This window comes from Kribbella voronezhensis (genome assembly GCF_004365175.1).
GTDB classification, from domain to species: domain Bacteria; phylum Actinomycetota; class Actinomycetes; order Propionibacteriales; family Kribbellaceae; genus Kribbella; species Kribbella voronezhensis.
In genome coordinates, this window is record NZ_SOCE01000001.1 from 5,545,287 (window position 1) to 5,563,927 (window position 18,641).

20 protein-coding genes are annotated in these 18,641 nt (G+C 68.2%); 10 read left to right on the forward strand and 10 right to left on the reverse strand.

Features of this window, described 5'->3' with window-relative positions; translation table 11 throughout:
• Positions 1-31: 31 nt before the first annotated feature.
• On the reverse strand, positions 32-562 hold the full coding sequence (locus tag EV138_RS25940) for a Uma2 family endonuclease (protein WP_133981360.1): 531 nt from the start codon (positions 560-562) through the stop codon (positions 32-34).
• A 120-nt stretch (positions 563-682) separates the two neighbouring features.
• Between EV138_RS25940 and EV138_RS25945 the strand changes: the two genes are divergently transcribed.
• Both EV138_RS25945 and EV138_RS25950 read left to right on the forward strand, forming a co-directional pair.
• A complete protein-coding gene (locus tag EV138_RS25945) occupies positions 683-1,630 on the forward strand; it encodes a sigma-70 family RNA polymerase sigma factor (protein ID WP_166678680.1) in 948 nt (315 codons plus the stop codon).
• Between the two features lie 104 nt (positions 1,631-1,734).
• Positions 1,735-2,415 carry a GOLPH3/VPS74 family protein gene (locus EV138_RS25950; RefSeq protein WP_133981362.1) on the forward strand — a complete coding sequence of 227 codons (681 nt, stop codon included), beginning with the start codon at positions 1,735-1,737 and terminating at the stop codon, positions 2,413-2,415.
• 100 nt (positions 2,416-2,515) lie between these two features.
• Here the strand turns inward: EV138_RS25950 and EV138_RS25955 are convergent, their stop codons facing one another.
• Both EV138_RS25955 and deoD read right to left on the reverse strand, forming a co-directional pair.
• Positions 2,516-2,893, reverse strand: a complete 378-nt coding sequence (locus tag EV138_RS25955) for a hypothetical protein (RefSeq protein ID WP_238158356.1) — start codon at positions 2,891-2,893, stop codon at positions 2,516-2,518.
• Positions 2,894-3,078: 185 nt separating this feature from the next.
• Complete coding sequence (deoD, locus tag EV138_RS25960) at positions 3,079-3,792, reverse strand: purine-nucleoside phosphorylase (RefSeq protein ID WP_133981364.1); 714 nt, start codon at positions 3,790-3,792, stop codon at positions 3,079-3,081.
• 43 nt (positions 3,793-3,835) lie between these two features.
• Between deoD and nudC the strand changes: the two genes are divergently transcribed.
• Positions 3,836-4,759, forward strand: a complete 924-nt coding sequence (nudC, locus tag EV138_RS25965) for an NAD(+) diphosphatase (protein WP_166678681.1) — start codon at positions 3,836-3,838, stop codon at positions 4,757-4,759.
• Here the strand turns inward: nudC and EV138_RS25970 are convergent.
• The 4 genes from EV138_RS25970 to EV138_RS25985 form a co-directional block, all read right to left on the reverse strand.
• On the reverse strand, positions 4,742-5,341 hold the full coding sequence (locus EV138_RS25970; RefSeq protein ID WP_133981365.1) for a hypothetical protein: 600 nt from the start codon (positions 5,339-5,341) through the stop codon (positions 4,742-4,744). The genes nudC and EV138_RS25970 overlap by 18 nt on opposite strands.
• Positions 5,342-5,468: 127 nt before the next feature.
• On the reverse strand, positions 5,469-6,398 hold the full coding sequence (locus EV138_RS25975; RefSeq protein ID WP_166678682.1) for a LysR family transcriptional regulator: 930 nt from the start codon (positions 6,396-6,398) through the stop codon (positions 5,469-5,471).
• Between the two features lie 60 nt (positions 6,399-6,458).
• The gene (locus EV138_RS25980; protein WP_133981367.1) at positions 6,459-8,012 is read right to left on the reverse strand and encodes an alpha/beta hydrolase; all 1,554 of its coding nucleotides are present in this window, start codon (positions 8,010-8,012) and stop codon (positions 6,459-6,461) included.
• 100 nt (positions 8,013-8,112) lie between these two features.
• The gene (locus EV138_RS25985; protein WP_112243990.1) at positions 8,113-8,352 is read right to left on the reverse strand and encodes a mycoredoxin; all 240 of its coding nucleotides are present in this window, start codon (positions 8,350-8,352) and stop codon (positions 8,113-8,115) included.
• 112 nt (positions 8,353-8,464) lie between these two features.
• On the opposite strand from EV138_RS25985, the gene EV138_RS25990 reads away from it, so the two are divergent.
• The 4 genes from EV138_RS25990 (at position 8,465) to EV138_RS26005 (ending at position 12,007) form a co-directional block, all read left to right on the forward strand.
• Positions 8,465-10,591: an ATP-dependent DNA helicase UvrD2 gene (locus EV138_RS25990; protein WP_133981368.1), complete on the forward strand. Its 2,127-nt coding sequence runs from the start codon at positions 8,465-8,467 to the stop codon at positions 10,589-10,591.
• Between the two features lie 530 nt (positions 10,592-11,121).
• Entirely contained in the window at positions 11,122-11,316 is a 195-nt protein-coding gene (locus EV138_RS25995) for a hypothetical protein (RefSeq protein ID WP_133981369.1), read from the forward strand.
• Between the two features lie 150 nt (positions 11,317-11,466).
• Positions 11,467-11,754 (forward strand): WhiB family transcriptional regulator, encoded by a 288-nt coding sequence (locus tag EV138_RS26000; RefSeq protein WP_112243984.1) that lies wholly within the window; start codon positions 11,467-11,469, stop codon positions 11,752-11,754.
• The gene (locus EV138_RS26005; protein WP_500778644.1) at positions 11,714-12,007 is read left to right on the forward strand and encodes a putative WhiB-interacting protein; all 294 of its coding nucleotides are present in this window, start codon (positions 11,714-11,716) and stop codon (positions 12,005-12,007) included. Before EV138_RS26000 ends, EV138_RS26005 begins: the two co-directional genes overlap by 41 nt.
• Before the next feature lie 194 nt (positions 12,008-12,201).
• Here EV138_RS26005 and EV138_RS26010 read toward each other — a convergent pair whose 3' ends face one another.
• Positions 12,202-12,741 (reverse strand): NUDIX hydrolase, encoded by a 540-nt coding sequence (locus tag EV138_RS26010; protein WP_133981370.1) that lies wholly within the window; start codon positions 12,739-12,741, stop codon positions 12,202-12,204.
• 32 nt (positions 12,742-12,773) lie between these two features.
• On the opposite strand from EV138_RS26010, the gene EV138_RS37380 reads away from it, so the two are divergent.
• Positions 12,774-12,941 (forward strand): hypothetical protein, encoded by a 168-nt coding sequence (locus EV138_RS37380; RefSeq protein ID WP_166678683.1) that lies wholly within the window; start codon positions 12,774-12,776, stop codon positions 12,939-12,941.
• Positions 12,942-13,013: 72 nt separating this feature from the next.
• Here the strand turns inward: EV138_RS37380 and EV138_RS26015 are convergent, their stop codons facing one another.
• On the reverse strand, positions 13,014-14,327 hold the full coding sequence (locus EV138_RS26015) for an ABC1 kinase family protein (protein WP_133981371.1): 1,314 nt from the start codon (positions 14,325-14,327) through the stop codon (positions 13,014-13,016).
• Positions 14,328-14,569: 242 nt separating this feature from the next.
• Complete coding sequence (locus EV138_RS37385; RefSeq protein WP_012922897.1) at positions 14,570-14,728, reverse strand: DUF5679 domain-containing protein; 159 nt, start codon at positions 14,726-14,728, stop codon at positions 14,570-14,572.
• Between the two features lie 513 nt (positions 14,729-15,241).
• On the opposite strand from EV138_RS37385, the gene EV138_RS26020 reads away from it, so the two are divergent.
• Together EV138_RS26020 and EV138_RS26025 are read left to right on the forward strand one after the other, a co-directional pair.
• Complete coding sequence (locus EV138_RS26020) at positions 15,242-15,778, forward strand: M48 family metallopeptidase (RefSeq protein ID WP_133981372.1); 537 nt, start codon at positions 15,242-15,244, stop codon at positions 15,776-15,778.
• A gap of 647 nt (positions 15,779-16,425) precedes the next feature.
• Entirely contained in the window at positions 16,426-18,615 is a 2,190-nt protein-coding gene (locus EV138_RS26025; protein ID WP_133981373.1) for an MMPL family transporter, read from the forward strand.
• Positions 18,616-18,641 lie beyond the last annotated feature (26 nt).

Sequence of the window (18,641 nt, forward strand, 5' to 3'; positions counted from 1 at the left end):
CGAGATCTGCCCTTGGTTGCCCTGTGCCCCATCAGCTGAGTAGTTCGGCGGGGGAAAAGGTGAGCGGGAAAGGGGAATCGGTTTCGAAGAGTTCTTCGGATTGGACGACTGTGTGGCAGGTGTAGGTGTGGTTGGTGAGGTGGAGGACGGTGAGTTCCTGGTTGTCGGGGTCGAGGAGCCAGTACGACGGGACGCCGTACTGCTCGTAGCGGGTGCGTTTGAGGACCACGTCGGTGACGCGGGTGCTGGCGGAGATGACCTCGACGGCGAGCAGCGGAGGCCGTACGACGATTTGCGGGCCGGCCTCGTCGCGACGGCAGACCATCAGATCGGGGCGGAGTGAGACGCCCGGCACCGGCCGGAAGTCGAGCGACCCAACGGTGACGAGGAGCTCCGACGGGCAAGCCTGTTTGAGTCGGACCAGCAACCCGACCACCGCGGCGTGGTGAACCGACGCTTGAGCGCCGGTCACCAGCAGCTTTCCGTCCACCACCTCATAGCGATGCCCACCCCTCCTGGGCAGCGCGCCGCTGTCCGGCGTCGTTCGTAGCTTTCCAGTCATCACCCGACAAGCTTCGCGGATTTCGCCCGAGGCCCGCGGAAGTTATCCACAGCCGGATCCGTCCGTATCCTTCCGGTGTCTCCAGCCGTCCGTAGAGGTATGACCGTTCAAGATGTAGTGGTGACCACGGAGCTGGATCTGCCGGCGGTGCGAGCTGCGCGGCAGGCTCGGAAGGACTTTCTGGATCGGCTGGAGCCGTTGCGGAAGGATCTGTATGCCTACTGCCGCAGACTGGCCGGGAACGCGTACGACGCGGAGGACCTCGTTCAGGAATCGCTCGCCCGAGCGTTCAACCAGGCAGCACAGGCGAACGCGCCGATCCAGAACCCGCGCGCCTGGCTGTTCCGGGTCGCCACCAACACGTACGTCGACGGCTACCGCAAGCAGCTCCCGGTGCCCGCAGAACTCCCCGAGCAGACGGCGCCGCCTGCTACCGACCCCATCGAGGTCCGCGACGCCTGGAGAGAACTGGTGACCCTGCTGCCCCCACAGGAACGAGCCGCCCTCGCACTGAAGGACCTCTTCGGCTTCAGCCTGGCAGAAGTGGCCGACGTACTCCGAACGAGTACCGGCGCCGTCAAGGCCGCCCTGCATCGCGGCCGGACCCGCCTGGACGCACCCGACCGCGCCGTCTCGCTCCGAGGCCGGGCCGAACCGGATCGGCGGCTCCTGGACGCAGTGGCCGCCGCGTTCACGGCGTACGACGTACCGCGGTTGACGTCGCTTCTGCTGGAGAACGCCGACAGCGAGATCCTCGGCATGCTGAACGAGTGCGGCGCCGAGCAGATTCGCGACGGGTCGATCGAGCACACCCTCGACCTGACCAAGCCGTACCGCTACACGGCCGAAGTGGTCGACCTGTGGGGCGAGACCGTGCTGGTGATCCGCCTGGTCGACAGCGACGGCAAGTCCTCGGTCAACGACCTCATGCGCGTCGTGGCCGAGGACGGCAAGGTCCGCTCGATCAGCTGGTACTACTTCTGCCCCAACTTCCTCGCCGAGGTAGCCGCGGAGCTCGGCGAGCCAGTAATCCTCAACGGCCACCGCTACCCGGACGGCAAGCACTGAAGCGTTCGCTGCAGCCTGAGCCGAGTAACAGTCTTGCGGAGGATGCGGTGACTAATACCTATGGTTGATGACCGCCTGGGTGGGTCGGCCCTACGTTGGACGGCATGTTGATTGCAGAGGACCTGTTGTTGCTGCTGTACAACGACGAGAGCGGCAAGCCGATCACGGGCAACCCTGGACTGGACTACTCACTTGCGGGCGCGGTGCTGATCGAGCTGACGCTGCTCGGCCGGGTCGACATCGCTGTAGCCGGTGAGGACGTCAAGGAAGGTCGGTTGAAGGTCCTGGACACGTCGTCGACCGGCGACGCGATCCTGGACGAGCGGCTGGCGATGCTGGCGGAGAAGTCCGGCCAGAAGCCGAAGAACCTGATGAGCAAGCTGTCGAAGAAGCTCCGCGATCAGGTTCTCGCCCGGCTGGTGGAGCGCGGTGTTCTGGAGGCGGACAAGGGGCGCGTGCTCGGGCTGTTCCCGGTCACCCGCTGGCCGGCCAAGGACGCGCGGCACGAGGCAGAAGTCCGTACTGCGCTGGAGAGCGTGCTCAAGCTCGGTACTCAACCGGACGAGCGCACCGCGGCACTCATCGCTTTGCTGAACGCGCTGAACGTGGTGCCGAAGGTCATCACCGACGCGGTGGACAAGAAGGCGCTCAAGCGCCGGGCCAAGGAGATCGCCGAGTCCGAGTGGGCCGCGGAGGCCGTTCGCAAGGCGGTCCAGGACATGCAGGCCGCGATCACCGCCGCCATCGTCGTCAGCTCCAGTGCAGGCGGCGCAGCCGGCTCCTGACCAGCCACCCGCCGGCGGCGGGCCGTAGTACTGGCACTGGCGGGGAGACCTAGAACAAGGAGGTGGAACCGCTACTCGGTAGCGGTTCCACCTCCTTGGGTCATTCAGCCGTGCAGTTGGCCTTGCAGAGCTTGTCCATCAGGCTCAGGGACGCGCCCGGCTCCTCGGTGTCGATCTCGGCCGAGTAGTCGACTTGCCAGTCACCAGCGGACAGCTGCCCGCTCGTCTTGCCGTTCTGCTTCGCGAACCAGTCGGTGATCTGCTGGCTCTGACCGATGTGCGCGATCTCGAGCGCCTGTGGCAGCACCTTGGCGATGGCTGCCGATGCCGTCGCCACCGGACCAGCGGAGTGCAGTGACACCACCGGCGGCCGCGGGTGGCTACCGGTGAGCACCCAGACGGCCGCAGGCCCCGAAGTACAGATCGCGTACGTGCCGTCGTTGCTGCACTTGTAGCCCGCACTGGCGAGACCCGCCACGACAGCCGTCGCCTTGATCGGCGCTGTCGAGTTCTCCGAAGCCTTCTCGGTCGGCTGGCTGGAGCTGGGCTGGTCAGAGGCCGGCGCGGTAGTGGCCGGCTTGTCGGTGGAGGTGGTCTTGTCGCTGGAACAGGCCGCAGTACCGGCGAGCAGGGCAGTGCTCAGCAGTACGGCGCCCCAGCGGTTCAGACCGGCACCTCGATCGCTGCGTCGAGGGCGATCGTGATCATCTCGGAGAAGGTGGTCTGGCGCTCCTCGGCGCTGGTCTCCTCCTTGGTGATCAGGTGGTCAGAGACCGTCATGATCCCGAGCGCACGGCGTCCGAACTTGGCGGCCAGCGTGTAGAGCGCCGCTGCCTCCATCTCGATGCCCAGTACGCCGTACTCCGCCGTGCGCGACACCAGGTCGGGACGGTCGTTGTAGAACAGGTCGCCGGAGAACACCTGGCCGACGTGCACGTTCAGCCCGGCCGCCTCGGCGGCGTCGGCGGCCGCGCGCAGCAGCTGGTAGTCGGCGGTCGGCGCGTAGTCGATGCCGTGGAAGCGCAGCCGGTTCATCTGCGAGTCGGTGCTGGCGGACATCGCCACGATCACGTCGCGGATCTTCACCTTCTCGGTGAGCGCGCCGCAGGTACCGACCCGGATCAGGGTCTGTACGTCGTACTCGGCGAACAGCTCGTTGGCGTAGATCGAGGCCGACGCCTGACCCATCCCGGAGCCCTGGACGGAGACCTGCTCACCCTTGTAGGTGCCGGTGAACCCGAACATGTTCCGGATCTCGGTGTAGCAGATCACGTCGGACAGGTAGGTCTCGGCGATCCACTTGGCCCGCAGTGGGTCGCCGGGGAACAGCACGCGCGGCGCGATCTGCCCCTTCTCGGCGGCGATGTGAATACTCATGCCGGGATCCTCCCATGGGTGCCGGGCGAGATACGTTGAGGACGTGGCTTACTCCATCGCTCCCGGTTCCCTGTCGCTGTCCCGCTCCGTCCTAGACCGTGCTGCCGACCGGCGGCGCGACGTGGAGTGGCTGGACAAGGCCTGGGCCGCCGCCGATACGCAGGTGACCTTGGTGATGGGCGACAAGCTCGCAGTAGAGGACGACCGTACGTCGTTGCGCCTGGTGCCGCCCGCTGCTGCGCCTGAGGGTGTGCGGATCTTCCTGGGGATCGATCGAGTCGCCGGGGCCGGGCAGACGGCGGACGGGCGCGCTGTCTTCGCAGTACTGGTCGATGGCGAGGCAGACGAGTCGTATGCCGGGCTGCGGGAGATCGGTGGCGTGCTGGACGACCGGGAGGCAGGGATCGCGGTCAACGTGGTCGGGCTGTCCAACTGGCACGCCGTACACACGCACTGCGCCAACTGCGGCAACCACACCGAGGTAGTGGACGCGGGACACGTACGGCGCTGCCCGGTGTGCGGACTGAGCCACTTCCCGCGCAGCGACCCGGCGATCATCGTGCTCGTCACCGACGACCAGGACCGCGCACTGCTCGGCCGCAACGAGGCGTGGCCGGAGGGACGCTACTCAACCCTCGCCGGCTTCGTGGAGCCCGGCGAGTCGCTGGAGGCCGCAGTACGCCGGGAGGTCTTCGAGGAAACCGGCGTGGTCATCGGCGACGACATCCAGTACGCCGGCAGCCAGCCGTGGCCGCTCCCGTCCAGCCTGATGCTCGGCTTCTACGCCACCGCGACCGGCTACGACATCAACGTCGATCAGGACGAGATCGCCGAGGCCAAGTGGTTCAGCCGCGCCGATCTCGCCGAACTCGTCGAAGCCGGCACCATGGCCCTGCCCGGCAACATCTCGATCTCCCGCCGCCTCATCGAAGGCTGGTACGGCAAGGAACTAACCGGCAGTTGGTAGGCCGGACACCGCCGCCTGCCTCGTCCTCGACGCAGCCCTCAGGCTCAGCGCCAGCCAGCAGTACGACAGGCTCCACAAGGTGAGGGCCGCGATGCCCAGCCCGTCACTCGCGAAGAACCTCACCAGCAGAGCAACGGCGAGGAACGATCCGTTGACCAGCAGCGGCAGAGCGAAGCGGGAGCCGGTGCCTCGCAGTACCAGTCCGCTTCCGATCGTGCCCACGACGATGACCAAGCCACTGATCGCGTAGCCGACGTCGAGCGCGGTGAGCACCGGAGCGTCGAGGTCCGTACGGGCCACGAGACCGGACCACAACTCGCAAAGGGCGACGGCGGCGGTCCCTGCCGCGCCGACTCTGGCGAGGGTCGAGCCGAGGCCGGTCGTCCGCCGGGCCACTTCGAGATAGCCGACGAGGACCAGCAGGTGCGCGATCGCCAGAACGACCGACATCCACAGGAAGGCCGCCGGCTGGACCGGATAGGACCACGTGTGCGAGCCCTCGGTCGCCGTGATGCTGCCGAGCGAAGCACCTCCCACGAGCGGGAGAACTGCCCCGATGACGACCAGAATCCATGCGCGCACGACTCCACCCCTTCCCCGCCCTCAGCGGGCGACCGATAGACCGAAGGTAGCCATCGGCGGACCGCGGAGGTGATCTGTTTCCAGCCGGGAAACAGGGCGCGGATCCGGGTCGTGCGGTTCGCCCGGGTCAGCGGTCGAGGGCCAGGGCCGCGCGCGAGATGGAGTCGGTGAAATCGGCCATCAGCTCGATCGCCGTACGGAGTTCCGGCCGGAGGTCGTCGCGGCGGTGGTGGGTGTAGTAATAGGTCGGCGGGACGCCGGTGAGTCCGATGCGCTTGAGTTCGGGCGGAAGGTTCGCCGTCAGCGCCACCGGCACGACCGTCACCTCCCGGCCGAGCAGGATCCGCTGAGCGACGTGGGCGGTGTTCGAGGCGTCGATCGGGACGAGGGTCGCCTTGGTGAGCGGGCGGACATCGGCCAGGACGAACGGGAGCATGTAGTCGTCGGGCAGCTCCGGATTGAGCAGCATCGGCAGCCGGGCGAACTCCTCGACCGGGACCGTACGCCGACGGGCCAGCGGATGGTTCCCGCTGACCAGGCCGACGCGGTAGATCTGCGAGAGCCGCGTCGACTGCACCTGCGGCTCAGCTGAGGCTCCGAAGGTCAGCACGAGGTCCACCGCGCAGCTGAGCAGTTCCGGCTTCAGCCTGGGGAACGGTGTCGGCACCGACTCGACGGCGACGCCCGGATGCGTGTGCCGCAGGGCCAGCTCCAGGCTCGCCAGCGCGGCGGGCAGCAGCGGCGCCACGACTCCGACACCGGCCGGCACCGCCAGTCTCAGCGTCGTGTCCGGCTCACCCGCGGCAGCAAACCGGGCCGTCTGTACTGCGCGCAGCAACTCGGGCGCGACCTGCACGAACCGCTGCCCAGCGGCCGTCAACCCCATGAACCCGCCCGAGTCCCGCTCGATCAGCGGCACACCGAGGTCAGCCTCGAGCCGCTGAATCCGCTTGGTCACCGCAGACACCGAGATCCCCAACTCCGCCGCAGCCCGCCCGAAATGCCGCTGCGCCGTCACCGCGACAAAACACTCCACAGCCCCCAGCTCAAGATCCACCCACCAAAGATCCCACCCACAGCCGGCGCGCGACCAGCTACTGGGCAACGTCGAGAAGCGTCAGGGGTGCGTGCCTGCGGCTGGGGTTGGGATCGGTAGGGGGTGTCCCGCCACGGCGGTGTCGGTGGTGGGGAGTTCGCCCGTGAGCAGGTAGTGCGTGCCGATGGCGTTTGCTGCCGCGTTGACTGTGGCGTGGGGGTTGGCGAACACGCCGTGCTTGCCGGAGTTTCGTTCGGTGACGAGGATCGAGGTCGGCAGCGCCTTGTGCATCTTCAGCGCACCGGCGTACGGCGTACCGGGGTCGCCGATGGAGTTGAAGAGCAGGATGCCGGGCAGCCCCTTGCCGGTGATCTTGGGTGGGTTGTTGTTGTCGAAGGCCCAGTTCTGGCAGGCGCTGGCGCTGGTCCACATGTTGTACCAGGCGAATTGTGAGGTCTTGGCAAGCCTGGCGGCGTCTTTCTCGTACGTCGATCGCTGGCGCGGCCAGGCCGAGTCGGCGCAGATCACCGAGGTGAAGCTCGCGGTGGCCTGTTCGGTGTCGGCGCTCAGGTCGGGGGCGGCGAAGTCGGTCAGGAGGCTGCCGTCCCCGTCGACGGCGTAGGCGCTGAGTGCCTCGGTGAACGGGATCCAGGCGGCTTCGGCGAACATCACGCCGTACGCCGTGCCGAGCAGTTCGCTGCCGCCGACGACTCCGTGTGGGGTGGTTCGGAAGTCGGTGAGGGTCTTGTTCCAGGCAGCGCGGACGGCTGCGACGGTGGTGCCGAGGTGGAAGACGTTGTCGTACTTCGCTACCCATTGCAGGTAGTCGTGGTCGAACCGTTTCTGCAAGGCGGTCGACTGGGCCAGCGCTAGCTGGTACCACAGGTCTTTCGGTGTGGGGTCGACGTTGCCGTCGAGGATCATCCGACCGACCCGGTGTGGGAACAGTTGTCCGTAGACGGCGCCGAGGTAGGTGCCGTAGGAGAGACCCAAGTAGTTGAGCTTGTTCTCACCGAGACCGGCGCGGACGGCGTCCATGTCCCGGGCGACGTCGACCGTGCCTAGGTGGGGAAGGAGCGCCTTGTTGTTGGCGTAGCACCCGTCCGCGTAGCTGCTCCACAGCTTCCACAGCTCGCGTCGGCTCGCCTTGGCGTCCGGGTCCGGCTGCGGTGCGTTGAAGTGGTCAGGGGCGGCGCAGCTGACCGGCGAGGTGAGGAAGACGCCGCGTGGATCGAAGCCGATGACGTCGTACGCATCCAGTACGGCGGTGTCGAGTCGGGTGAAGCCGGTCGGGTCCAGTCTGGTCAGCGATCCGGCGTACGCCGCGCCGCTGATGCCCGGGCCGCCAGGGTTCACCACCAGCGAGCCGATCCGCTGCGAAGGCTTGTTGGCCGCGTGCTTGGTCACCAGCACCGAGATCGTGGCGCCGTGCGGGTGGGAGTAGTCCAGCGGGACCTTCAGCGTGGCACAAGTGAGCGCAGGGTACGGCGTGGCGAGCTCGGCCGGGCACGCACCGAAGGTCAGCGCCTTCTCAGCGGCGCCCGGCTGCGCGACAGCCGGCACCGAGCGCGCGATCGGCGCAAGCATTGCTGCAGCGGTGAACGCTGCCAGCAGGCGAGTTCGCAGGAGAATCATCTGCCTGTACTACACCCAACGGCCCGGCCACAGCCACAGATCACCCGCAAGCGCACCGCCGCCCGTCAGGAGCGCGGCGGGGCGTACGTAGTACTGGGTGTCAGGCGACCAGTTTGTCGGCGATCTGGGCGATGCTGGGGTTGGTCATCGCGGTGCCGTCGGGGAAGACGACGGTGGGGACGGTCTGGTTGCCGTTGTTGACCTTCTCGACGATCTTCGCGGCGTCCGGGACCTGCTCGATGTCGACCTCGGTGAACTCGATACCGGCCCGCTTCAGCTGGCCCTTCAACCGGTGGCAGTAACCGCACCAGGGAGTCGAGTACATCGTGAATGCCGCCATCGTCGGCTTGCTCCGTCTCTGTTGAACGCCGGGCTGCGGATTCTGTCCGACGGCCCGTCTAGGGTGGCTCTACCTTGTATCCGAACCGCTGTAGTGGGAGTGCTGTTCCCGCATGTCTCAGTCCGTGAGCAACATCACGCAGGCCGTCGCCGGCCGGTCCGCCGACGAGCTGCTCGAGGCCCTCGACCCCGAGCAGCGAGCCGTCGCGACCGCCTTGCACGGCCCGGTCGTCGTGATGGCCGGGGCCGGCACCGGGAAGACCCGCGCGATCACCCACCGGATCGCGTACGGCGTGCGCACGGGCACCTACGACCCGGCCCGCGTGCTGGCCGTGACGTTCACCCAGCGCGCGGCCGGTGAGATGCGCGGCCGGCTCGCCCAGCTCGGCGCGAACGGCGTCCAGGCCCGGACCTTCCACTCGGCCGCGCTCCGGCAGGCGAGGTGGTTCTGGCCGAAGGTGTTCGGCGGCGAGCTGCCACCGATCATCGACCGGAAGTTCCCGCTGCTGACCGAGGCGGCGAACCGCTGCCGGGTCCGCGTCGACACCCCGGCACTGCGCGACCTGGCTGGTGAGGTGGAGTGGGCGAAGGTGAGCAACGTCCGCCCCGACGACTACGCGAAGATCGCGCCGCAGTCCGGCCGGGCGCTGGCCGCGTTCGACCCCGCGACGATCGCGCGCGTCTTCGCGGCGTACGAGGACGTCAAGATCGAGCGCGGCCGGATCGATCTGGAGGACGTGCTGCTCTGCGCGGTCGCGCTGCTGGCCGAGGACGAGCGGGTCGCCGCCGAGATCCGCCGGCAGTACCGGACCTTCGTGGTCGACGAGTACCAGGACGTCTCCCCGCTGCAACAGAGCCTGCTCGACCTGTGGCTGGGCGGCCGCGAGGACGTCTGCGTGGTCGGCGACCCCGCGCAGACCATCTATTCCTGGGCCGGCGCCGACCCGGAGAACCTGGTCCGTTTCGCCCAGCGCCACCCGTCCGCCGCGGTGATCAAGCTGGTCCGCGACTACCGCTCCACCCCGCAGATCGTCGACGTGGCGAACAAGGTGCTCGACGCGGCCGGCCCGTCCGGTCTGCCCGGCCGGGTCACCCTGCGCTCGCAGCGCGACGCCGGCCCGACCCCGACGTACCGCGAATATCCGGACGAGGTCGCCGAGGCGGACGCCGTCGCCCGCGCGATCAGCCGCCTGCAGGATTCCGGTACGGCGCTGCGCGACATCGCCATCTTGTTCCGGACCAACGCCCAGTCCGAGAACTTCGAGCAGGCGCTGGCCGAGCGGAAGATCCCCGCCGTACTGAAAGGTGCCGAGCGGTTCTTCGAGCGCGCCGAGATCCGGCAGGCGGCGATGCTGCTCCGCGGCCAGGCCAAGGCCGGCAGTGCCGCCGACGACGACCTGGTCGAGACCGTCACCGGCATCCTCGGCGGTGCCGGCTGGACGGTCGACCCGCCCGAGGGCAAAGGCGCGGTCCGGGATCGCTGGGAGTCATTGGCCGCGCTCGTCACGATGACGTCCGATTTCGCCAAGGCACATCCCGAGGCCGGATTCGCCGACCTGATGGCCGAGCTGGACCGGCGCGCGTCGATCCAGCACGCGCCGCTGGCCGAGGGCGTCACGCTCGCCACCCTGCACGCGGCGAAGGGCTTGGAGTGGGGCTGCGTGTTCATCGTCGGCGCGCACGAGGGCACGCTGCCGATCAGCTACGCCCAGACCCCGGCCCAGGTCGAGGAGGAGCGGCGGCTGTTCTATGTCGGCGTGACCCGGGCGAAGGACCAGTTGTCCGTCAGCTGGTCGACCTCGCGCTCACCGGGCGGTCGCGGTCAGCGGGGGCCGACCAGATTCCTGGACCCGATCGGGGTGCGCAGCTCCCGCGCCGGCGAGCGGGAGCCGTCGTCGGTGCGGGCCGGTGCGCCACGGGCGGGGCGCTCGGACAAGCCGATCCCGAAGTGCCGGGTCTGCGGCCGCGGCCTGCTCGAGGCGGCCGCCCGCAAACTCGGCCGGTGCGAGGACTGCCCGGGCTCGATGGACCAGAAGCTGTACGACGCCCTGCTCGAGTGGCGGGCCGAGCGCGCCGCCGAGGAGGGGATGCCCGCCTTCGTCATCTTCACCGACGCGACGTTGATCGCGATCGCGGAGACCCGCCCGACCGACGAACGCGAACTCCTCCGCATCCCCGGCATCGGCCGCACCAAGGTCTCGAAGTACGGCGAACCAGTCGTCAACATCTGCACCCGCTGACCCCCGCCGGTCGTCCGGGCTTGCAGTAGGGCGCTCAGCCCGGCGGCCACCACGGCTCGCGGTACGGCGATCAGCGGGGGACACCCCGGCTCGGGGTACGGCGGCTCAGTCGTCAGACCGACGGTCGTGGGGGCTCGGAGTGCGGTGCGGGCTGAGGTCTGGAGCGTTTGCCCTTCGGGCAAACAGTTCGGGTGTAGGGGGAAATGTTGTTGCGGGGTCAGCGGGGGCGGGCGCATTGTTAGATCTCAGGTTCTGCTGACGGCAGATCTGGCAATTAGATGACAGAGGCAACGATCCCGGAGGGTGCCGGAGAGGCGCCGGAGCGTGCCGGAACGGTGCCCCGGAAGCAAGATCCGGACCCCGCGGCGGCAACTTCCGGCCAACTTCGCAAACTGGCGTTAAATAGTTTGCGGGGCCTGACGAGGTCGGCGTACTGTTCTTTCTGCGGTCGAGGGTGTGGCCGAAAACTTCAAACCATAGCGATCGAGCTAACCGCCCGCTTCGCCACAACGAGAGGAGGTGCCTTGGAAATGATCACCATCAACGCGATGAAGCCGAACGGCGTCAGCGTGCCGTCGTGCGCCCAGATCCAGGGTGCCGTCCCGACGCGCCCGCACGCGTCCGTTGTGCTCATGGCCACCGGTTTCGCCCAGTTCCGGGGCGCAGCTGTGGGCGATGCGAAGTACGGCGGTCAGGGTTCTCGAGCATGGAGTCCACCGGTCTGACTCGAAGTCAGCCGGCACCTCCAAGGCCGCGGAACCCTCACCAGGGTCCCGCGGCCCTTTTGTTTGTCCGACACAGTTTTGTCGGCCACCACCCGGTGGTCGTCGAAGACGGCAAGAGAACAGCAAGACAGTCACTAGGAGGTGACCGGAATGAGCGTTAGCTTCCTCGATGCCTTCACCGAGGTTGCAACGTCGCAGGACCTGCCCTGTCGGTCCTACGCGCCAGAGCTCTTCTTCGCCGAATCGCCGGCGGACGTCGAGCACGCAAAGTCGTTGTGCACCACCTGCCCGCTCAAGGCCGAGTGCCTGGCCGGAGCGCTCGAGCGTTCCGAGCCGTGGGGAGTGTGGGGCGGCGAACTGTTCGTCCAAGGTGTTGTGGTTCCGCGCAAGCGGCCCCGTGGGCGTCCACGTAAGTGCGACACCGTTACCGCCGCCTGAACGACCCCATCCACCCGAATCGAGACGACAAACCATGAAGACCCAGACTTCACCCAGGAGAGTTGAAATGCATTTACTTCAAGAAGATCTCGCTCGTGCTCATTGTCGTTCCAAACTGAACGACGCGGAGCAGAACCGGCGCTTCCACCTGGCGACCCAGATCGCCAAGGCCCAGAAGCAGGCCGAGCGGGCCACCCGTCGCGCGGAGAGGGCCAGTGCAAAGGCACGCCTCACCCTCGCCCGGCTGGTCTGATCTACCACCACCCCCGGCACTTCTGACCAGGCGCCGGACACACTGAACGCCCGAGGGGCGGCATCCACCCGGATGCCGCCCCTCGGCACGTCCACGCCGGTACGCCGTACGCCGGTACCTCGGCGTCGCCCTGCAGACCCAGCCACAGTGTGCTGATCTCCCTGGCCGCCCCATCCGTCCGGGTCGGCCAGGGTTCAGGCCTTCGCGAGCAGCTCGGTCAGCATCGCCTGTTGCAGACCCACCAAGGTGATTCCGCTGACGATCTCCTGGCGGGCGATCATGCCCGGTACGTCGGCCAGCGGCACCCATTCGATCCGGTCCGACTCGTTCCGCTCGACCGGTTCCCCGACGTACGACGCGCTGGTCGCCCGGAAGACGTGATGGGTCGAGTCGATGATCCCCGCACCTGGTTCGGAGCGGATCAAGGCTGTGAGCGGACCCGGCCGCCACCCGGTCTCCTCCTCGACCTCCCGCGCCGCCGCGTCCACCGGCGCCTCACCCGGCTCCACGATCCCCATCGGCAGCTCCCACGCCCAGGTGTCGGTCAGGAACCGATGCCGCCACAGCAGCAGTACGCGCTGCTCGGCATCGGTGACGACAGTCGCAGCGACATCACTGAGCCGTACTGCGTCGTAGGCGACCCGCTGGCCGTCCGGCTGTTCGACGTCCAGCCGGCACACCCTCAGCCAGGGACTGCTCCACACCACTTCTTCGCCGTGCACGAGCCAACGCATGCGCCGGAGCCTAGCTGTTCAATACTGGGATCATGCCCAATGCAACCTGCTCCCTCTGCGGCCGGCAGGCCGATACCGAAGAGGCGCCGATCACCTGGATGACCTCGCTCGAGAACGGCCGCAAACTCCTGTACTGCGACCAGTGCGCCCGCGAGAACGTCCGCAGCATCGAGGGGAAGCTCGACAGCGCCTGGTGGTGAGCACGTGTCGACCTGCGCGAGTCCGACACGCCGCGCCCGGCGTACTCGGGGTGCGGCGGATCGGCGTACGGGCTAGTCGTCTGCGAAGCCGGGGAGGAGTTCCTGGAGGACCGAGCGGAACGGGGCTTCGGTGTCCAACTGGGACAGCACCGCGATGCCGCCGATCCAGACGCGGTGGATCAGCAGGTACGACGGTGGCAGGTTGATCTTGAGGCCGAGGGTCGCGTTGGGGGAGCGGAAGTCGCTCGTCCGGCTGGTCTGCTCGCGCATCCAGGTCCGGCTGAACTGGAACGTGTCGCCCCTGGCCGGTTCGGCGAAGGGCGCCAGATACTCCATCAGCTGATCCGGGTCGATGTCCATCCGCGGCTTGATGAATCCCTCTTGGCGCAGCCCGGCCAGCACCGCGGCGCCGTCGCCCTCGAGCGAGATCCGCAGCAGCCGGCCGATCGCAGGCGGCAGCCCGTCGGGGAGCCGCGCGCAGAGCCCGAAGTCGACCACTCCGAGGCGGCCGTCGGGCATCACCCGGAAGTTGCCCGGATGCGGGTCGGAGTGCAGCAGACCGGCGTACCGCGGTCCGCTGAACATGAACCGGACGTACTTCAGTCCGATCTCGTCCCGCTCCTGCTTGGTGCCGTCGGTGATCACCTTCGACAGCGGCTTGCCTTCGATCCACTCCGAGACGATGACCGTGGGGGAGTGCTTGATCACGCGGGGGACCACGAACTCGTCGTGGTCCTTGAAGGCATCGGCGTACTGCTGCTGGGCCTGCGCCTCGCGGTCGTAGTCCAGCTCCTCGCCGATGCGTTCCTGCAGCTCGGCGACCAGCGGCTTCATGTCGAGACCGGGGAACAGCGACCCGAACGTCCGCGCGAACCGGCCGAGCTGGCGCAGGTCGGCGCGGAGCGCCTCCGCGGCACCCGGGTACTGCAGCTTGATCGCGACCTCGCGGCCGTCCTTGAGGATGCCCCGGTGGACCTGGCCGATCGACGCGGCGGCCGCGGGCAGGTCGTCGAACTCCTCGAACCGGTCCCGCCAGCGCTTGCCCAGCTCGCGCGACAGGATCGTGTGCACGGTCGAAGCCGGCATCGGTGGAGCGGAGTCCTGGAGCTTGGTGAGGGTCGCCCGGTACGGCGCCGCGAACTCCTCGGGCATCGCCGATTCCATCATGCTCAGCATCTGCCCGAACTTCATCGCGCCGCCCTTGAGTTCACCCAGGACGGAGAACAACTGATCCGCGGTACGACGCTGGAACTCGGCCATCACAGCCTCGGCGGGAGCACCGCCGATCCGCTTGCCCAGGCCGACGGTCGCGCGCCCGGCGGCACCTAGCGGCAGGCTGGCCAGCTTCGCAGTACGGCTGAGCGCCTTGCGGGGGAGGTCGGACACGTCCCCATTCTGTCCGGTCACCCAAGCCGGACCCTCGGCACCCCACCCGCGCGCCGGTACCAACTAGATCTCGTACGCCGCGACGCGGGCATCCCGTACGCCGGGGCGTCGGCATCTCGTACGCCGTGACGCGGGCCGGCGTCGCCGCGCCGACCCCAGCCGGCGGGCCGGCGTACCGGGTGAAACGACGGAGGGGCGGTGGTGGACCCGAAGGTCCACCACCGCCCCTACGACTTGGTGCGTCAGGCCTTGCCGAGGATCCGGTTCAGGTTCGTACCGCACTCGGGGCACTTGGCCTTGGCCATGCGCGTGCCCTTGTCGTTGACCTTGACCTCGCCGTCGGCGGTGCGCTTGGCCTTGCACTTGACGCAGTAGAACTCGCCGCTCCAGGTCTCTGCCATGAGGGCCCTCTCCTTGCTCTGAATACCAGCCGGGGCATATCAACCCCTGGCCGTCGTGGATGCTAACGGCAGACCGTCCTGCCGTAGGCCGTTCGGCCCAGTCGGGATTCACCCTACGGCAGGCTGGGAGCCGCTCAAGCGCAACTCCCGGTCCGCGTGCCGCTTGGAAAACCATTTCCGGGATTCGTCGTGACACTGAACAGGCTCCCGGTTGTCCGCCTTCGGAACCACTCGGCTTCCCCTCCGAGCGGCCCCGGAGGCGGTCCGGGAGCCTGCTGGGACAGACGCTGCCAGGCCCGCGTCCCGGTGGCAAGCCCAGGTTGTCCACCCCTGTGGATAAACCTGTGTGCAAGCTGTGGGGCGCGCCGTTCGAGGCTGTGGACGAACGGGGGAACAGGATGTGAACAAACCTGGTCGCGGCTGCCACTGAAAGCCGCCTGACCTGCGGAAACGTCAATTCACAGGGTGTGGACAGAAGAAAGTTGGAAGATTCGGTGCGGTAGCGTCTGACGCATGGCCGAGTCTCCACCGCGCTCGATCCCGCCCTATGTGGACATCCGTCGCAGCAAGCGCCGCAAGCGGACCGTGAGCGCCTATCGCGACGGCGAGCGGGTGGTCGTCCTGATGCCCGACCGGCTGTCCGCCGCCGAGGAGGCGCGCTGGGTCGAAACCATGCTCCAGCGCCTCGAGAAGCAGCGCAGCCGATCCCGCGTGTCGGACGAAAAATTGTTGGCCAGAGCACACGAACTAGCGTGTCGCCACCTCCCAGAGGTGCCCGAACCTGCGTCAGTCCGCTGGGTTTCGAACCAAAACAGACGGTGGGGATCCTGTACTCCGGCCGACCGCTCGATCCGCCTGAGCGACCGATTGCAGTCGATGCCCGCCTGGGTCGTCGACTACGTCCTCGTCCACGAGCTCGCCCACCTGGTCGAGCCGTCCCACAACGCCGCCTTCTGGAACCTCGTCCACCGCTTCCCCAAGTCGGAGCGCGCCGAGGGCTACTTGGAAGGCGTCTCAGCAGCCGCCAACCTCACACTCGACGACTTCTGAGACCCGCCCAGGCGACTCCCGCCCGCGACTCCGCCCACGCGGCTCCTGCCGTCGCCGCTCCCCATCCCCCAGCTCCGGGCTCCTCCGTCGCCCTCCCGCTGCCTCGCCGGAGGAACCGCTGCTCGTCCGGCTCCCGCCCCTGACTCGATCGGCGCCGCCCCTTCCGGCTCTCGCCCCCTGACTAGAGGCTCCGCCCCCGCATCCAACTCCCGACCCGAGGCCGCCCCGGTCGCTGCTCCCCATCCGACGCCCCGGTCCGGCCTGCCGACCCGCTCCGGCGGCTCCGACCGACGCCGCCCTCAGATCCCGAGACCTCGCTTCCGCTCCCGGGCTCCCAGGTCATGCCCAGCGCCTTTCACCACATTCCTCGGCCTCCGCTTCCCTGGGCAAGGCAGCGGAAGGGCGACGGAGGAGCCCGTAGCTGGGGGGTGGGGAGCGGCGACGCCAGGAGCCGCGTGGGCGGGTTCCCCCCGGGGTGCATTCCTGTTCACCCCCGAGTCGGGGTGGGGCTGGCACCAGGGTGAAGTCGGTGGCTTCCTGCATGGTCGCGACCCCCTGCTGTCCAACAGGCTGAGACCCGTGAGTCAGTGCGGCGTCGGGCCGGACTGGAGGGTGTGCGCCAGAGGCGGCGCGGAGGGGCAGGAACCATGGCCAGGGGACAGATCACGGTGCGGGCGGCACGCTGGAGCGCCACCCATCCGTGGCGGGCGATCGCGATGTGGGTCGCCGTTGTGATCGCGTGCTTCGCGCTCGGCTCGGTGACGGGCACGAAGCAGTCGGACAACGAGGGCGACATCGGCGAGGTGACCCGGGCCGACAACATCGTGAAGTCCGGCAACTTCGACGATCCGGACATCGAGAGCGTGCTGATCACCGCGCCCTCCGGCCAGCTCGACAAGGCCGCGGCCGACAAGGTCGCCGGCGTCGTGACCCAGCGGATGCGTGCACTCGGGGGAGTCGCCGACGTCGCCAAGCCGATGCTGTCCCCGAACAAGGAAGCGCTGATCGTCAGGGTCACCCTGAAGGACGGCGACTCCGACGACCGGGTCCAGCCGCTGCTCGACACCACCGCGAAGATCCAGCAGGAGAACCCGGGCCTGCGCGTCGAGGAGGTCGGCGGTGAGTCGATCGACAAGGCGCTGAACGAGACACTCGGCAAGGACTTCAAACGGGCCGAGATGTTCAGCCTGCCGGTGACGCTGGCGATCCTCTTGGTCGCGTTCGGCGCACTGATCGCGGCCTCGGTGCCGCTGGTCCTCGCCCTGTCCGCGGTTGCCGCCGCGATCGGGCTCTCGGCAGCCGCTTCACAGCTGGTCCCGGCAGTCGACGCGGTGAACAGCGTCATCCTGCTGATCGGTATGGCGGTAGGCGTCGACTACTCGCTCTTCTACCTCCGCCGCGAACGCGAGGAACGCGCCAAGGGCCGCGGCCACGTCGACGCGGTCGAGATCGCAGCCGCCACCTCCGGTCACGCAGTCGTGGTGTCCGGTACTGCGGTGATCATCTCGATGGCCGGCCTCTTCCTCGCTCGTGACGCGGTCTTCTCGTCCTTCGCGGTCGGCTCGATCCTGGTCGTCGCCGTGGCTGTTGTCGGCTCGCTGACCGTGCTCCCCGCAGTACTGGCCAAGCTCGGTCGCTGGGTCGACCGCCCGCGCATCCCGCTGCTGTGGCGCCTGACGGCGAACAAGAGCAAGCCGCGCTTCTGGCCGACCATGCTCAAGCCGGCCCTGAAGCACCCGGTCGCCACCCTGCTGGTCGCTGTCACCGCACTGCTGGCCGTCGCTTCGCCCGCACTCGGCATGACGCTGAAGTTCCCTGGCACCGAAGACCTGCCGCGCGACACCGCGGTGATGAAGGCGTACGACCGGCTCACTGCGGCCTTCCCGAGCACCGGCACCAGCCACGAGGTCGCAGTACGGGCTCCTGCCAACCAGCAGCCGGCAGTGAAGGCTGCGCTGGCCGACCTGGTCAAGCGGACGCAGTCCGACAGCCTGTTCGCGCAGGACGGGCTGGAGGAGCCGCGGGTCTCCAAGGACGGCACTGTGACCACGCTGGAGGTCGCGACTCCGTACGAGGGTGGTAGCCAGCAGGCGCGTGACTCGCTGACCAAGCTGCGCAAGGAACTCATGCCGAAGACGGTCGGCAAGGTGCCGGGCGTGGAGTACGCCGTCGGCGGGTTCGTAGCGGCCGATGTCGACTATGCGGCCCACACGCGGGCCAAGCTGCCGCTGGTGATCGGGTTCGTCCTGCTGCTGACGATGATCGTGATGATGGTGACGTTCCGGTCCGTGGTGGTCGCGGTCACCGCGATCCTGCTGAACCTGCTCAGCGCCGGAGCGGCGTACGGCGTGGTCACGGCGGTCTTCCAGAACCACTGGGCCGAGGGCATCCTCGACTTCAAGTCGAACGGAGCGGTCGTGTCCTGGCTGCCACTGTTCCTCTTCGTGGTCCTGTTCGGGTTGTCGATGGACTACCACGTCTTCGTGGTCAGCCGGATCCGCGAGGCCGTCCTGCGAGGCGTGCCGACCAAGCAGGCCGTTGCCGAAGGCATCACCGGTTCGGCCGGTGTGGTGACGAGCGCGGCGGCGGTCATGATCGGAGTGTTCGCGGTCTTCGCCACCCTGAGCACCCTGGACATGAAGCAGTTGGGTGTCGGTCTGGCGGTCGCGATCCTGATCGACGCGACCATCATCCGGGCGGTCGTCCTGCCGAGCATCATGACCCTGCTCGGCGACGCCAACTGGTGGGCCCCCAAGTGGCTCCGCGGCAAGCAGCCCAAGCACGCCGCCCCGACCGCCACCCCCGAAGAGGAGCGCGAGCTCACCCCGGTCGGCTGACCCTCCAGCCCGTACTACGAAGCGCC

Coding starts and splice junctions, on each gene's coding strand:
- EV138_RS25940 (WP_133981360.1), bottom strand. CDS start 562: ATGACTGGAAAGCTACGAACGACGCCGGACAGCGGCGCGCTGCCCAGG.
- EV138_RS25950 (WP_133981362.1), top strand. CDS start 1,735: ATGTTGATTGCAGAGGACCTGTTGTTGCTGCTGTACAACGACGAGAGC.
- deoD (WP_133981364.1), bottom strand. CDS start 3,792: ATGAGTATTCACATCGCCGCCGAGAAGGGGCAGATCGCGCCGCGCGTG.
- EV138_RS25980 (WP_133981367.1), bottom strand. CDS start 8,012: ATGATTCTCCTGCGAACTCGCCTGCTGGCAGCGTTCACCGCTGCAGCA.
- EV138_RS25985 (WP_112243990.1), bottom strand. CDS start 8,352: ATGGCGGCATTCACGATGTACTCGACTCCCTGGTGCGGTTACTGCCAC.
- EV138_RS25990 (WP_133981368.1), top strand. CDS start 8,465: ATGTCTCAGTCCGTGAGCAACATCACGCAGGCCGTCGCCGGCCGGTCC.
- EV138_RS25995 (WP_133981369.1), top strand. CDS start 11,122: ATGATCACCATCAACGCGATGAAGCCGAACGGCGTCAGCGTGCCGTCG.
- EV138_RS26000 (WP_112243984.1), top strand. CDS start 11,467: ATGAGCGTTAGCTTCCTCGATGCCTTCACCGAGGTTGCAACGTCGCAG.
- EV138_RS26010 (WP_133981370.1), bottom strand. CDS start 12,741: ATGCGTTGGCTCGTGCACGGCGAAGAAGTGGTGTGGAGCAGTCCCTGG.
- EV138_RS37380 (WP_166678683.1), top strand. CDS start 12,774: ATGCCCAATGCAACCTGCTCCCTCTGCGGCCGGCAGGCCGATACCGAA.
- EV138_RS37385 (WP_012922897.1), bottom strand. CDS start 14,728: ATGGCAGAGACCTGGAGCGGCGAGTTCTACTGCGTCAAGTGCAAGGCC.
- EV138_RS26020 (WP_133981372.1), top strand. CDS start 15,242: ATGGCCGAGTCTCCACCGCGCTCGATCCCGCCCTATGTGGACATCCGT.
- EV138_RS26025 (WP_133981373.1), top strand. CDS start 16,426: ATGGCCAGGGGACAGATCACGGTGCGGGCGGCACGCTGGAGCGCCACC.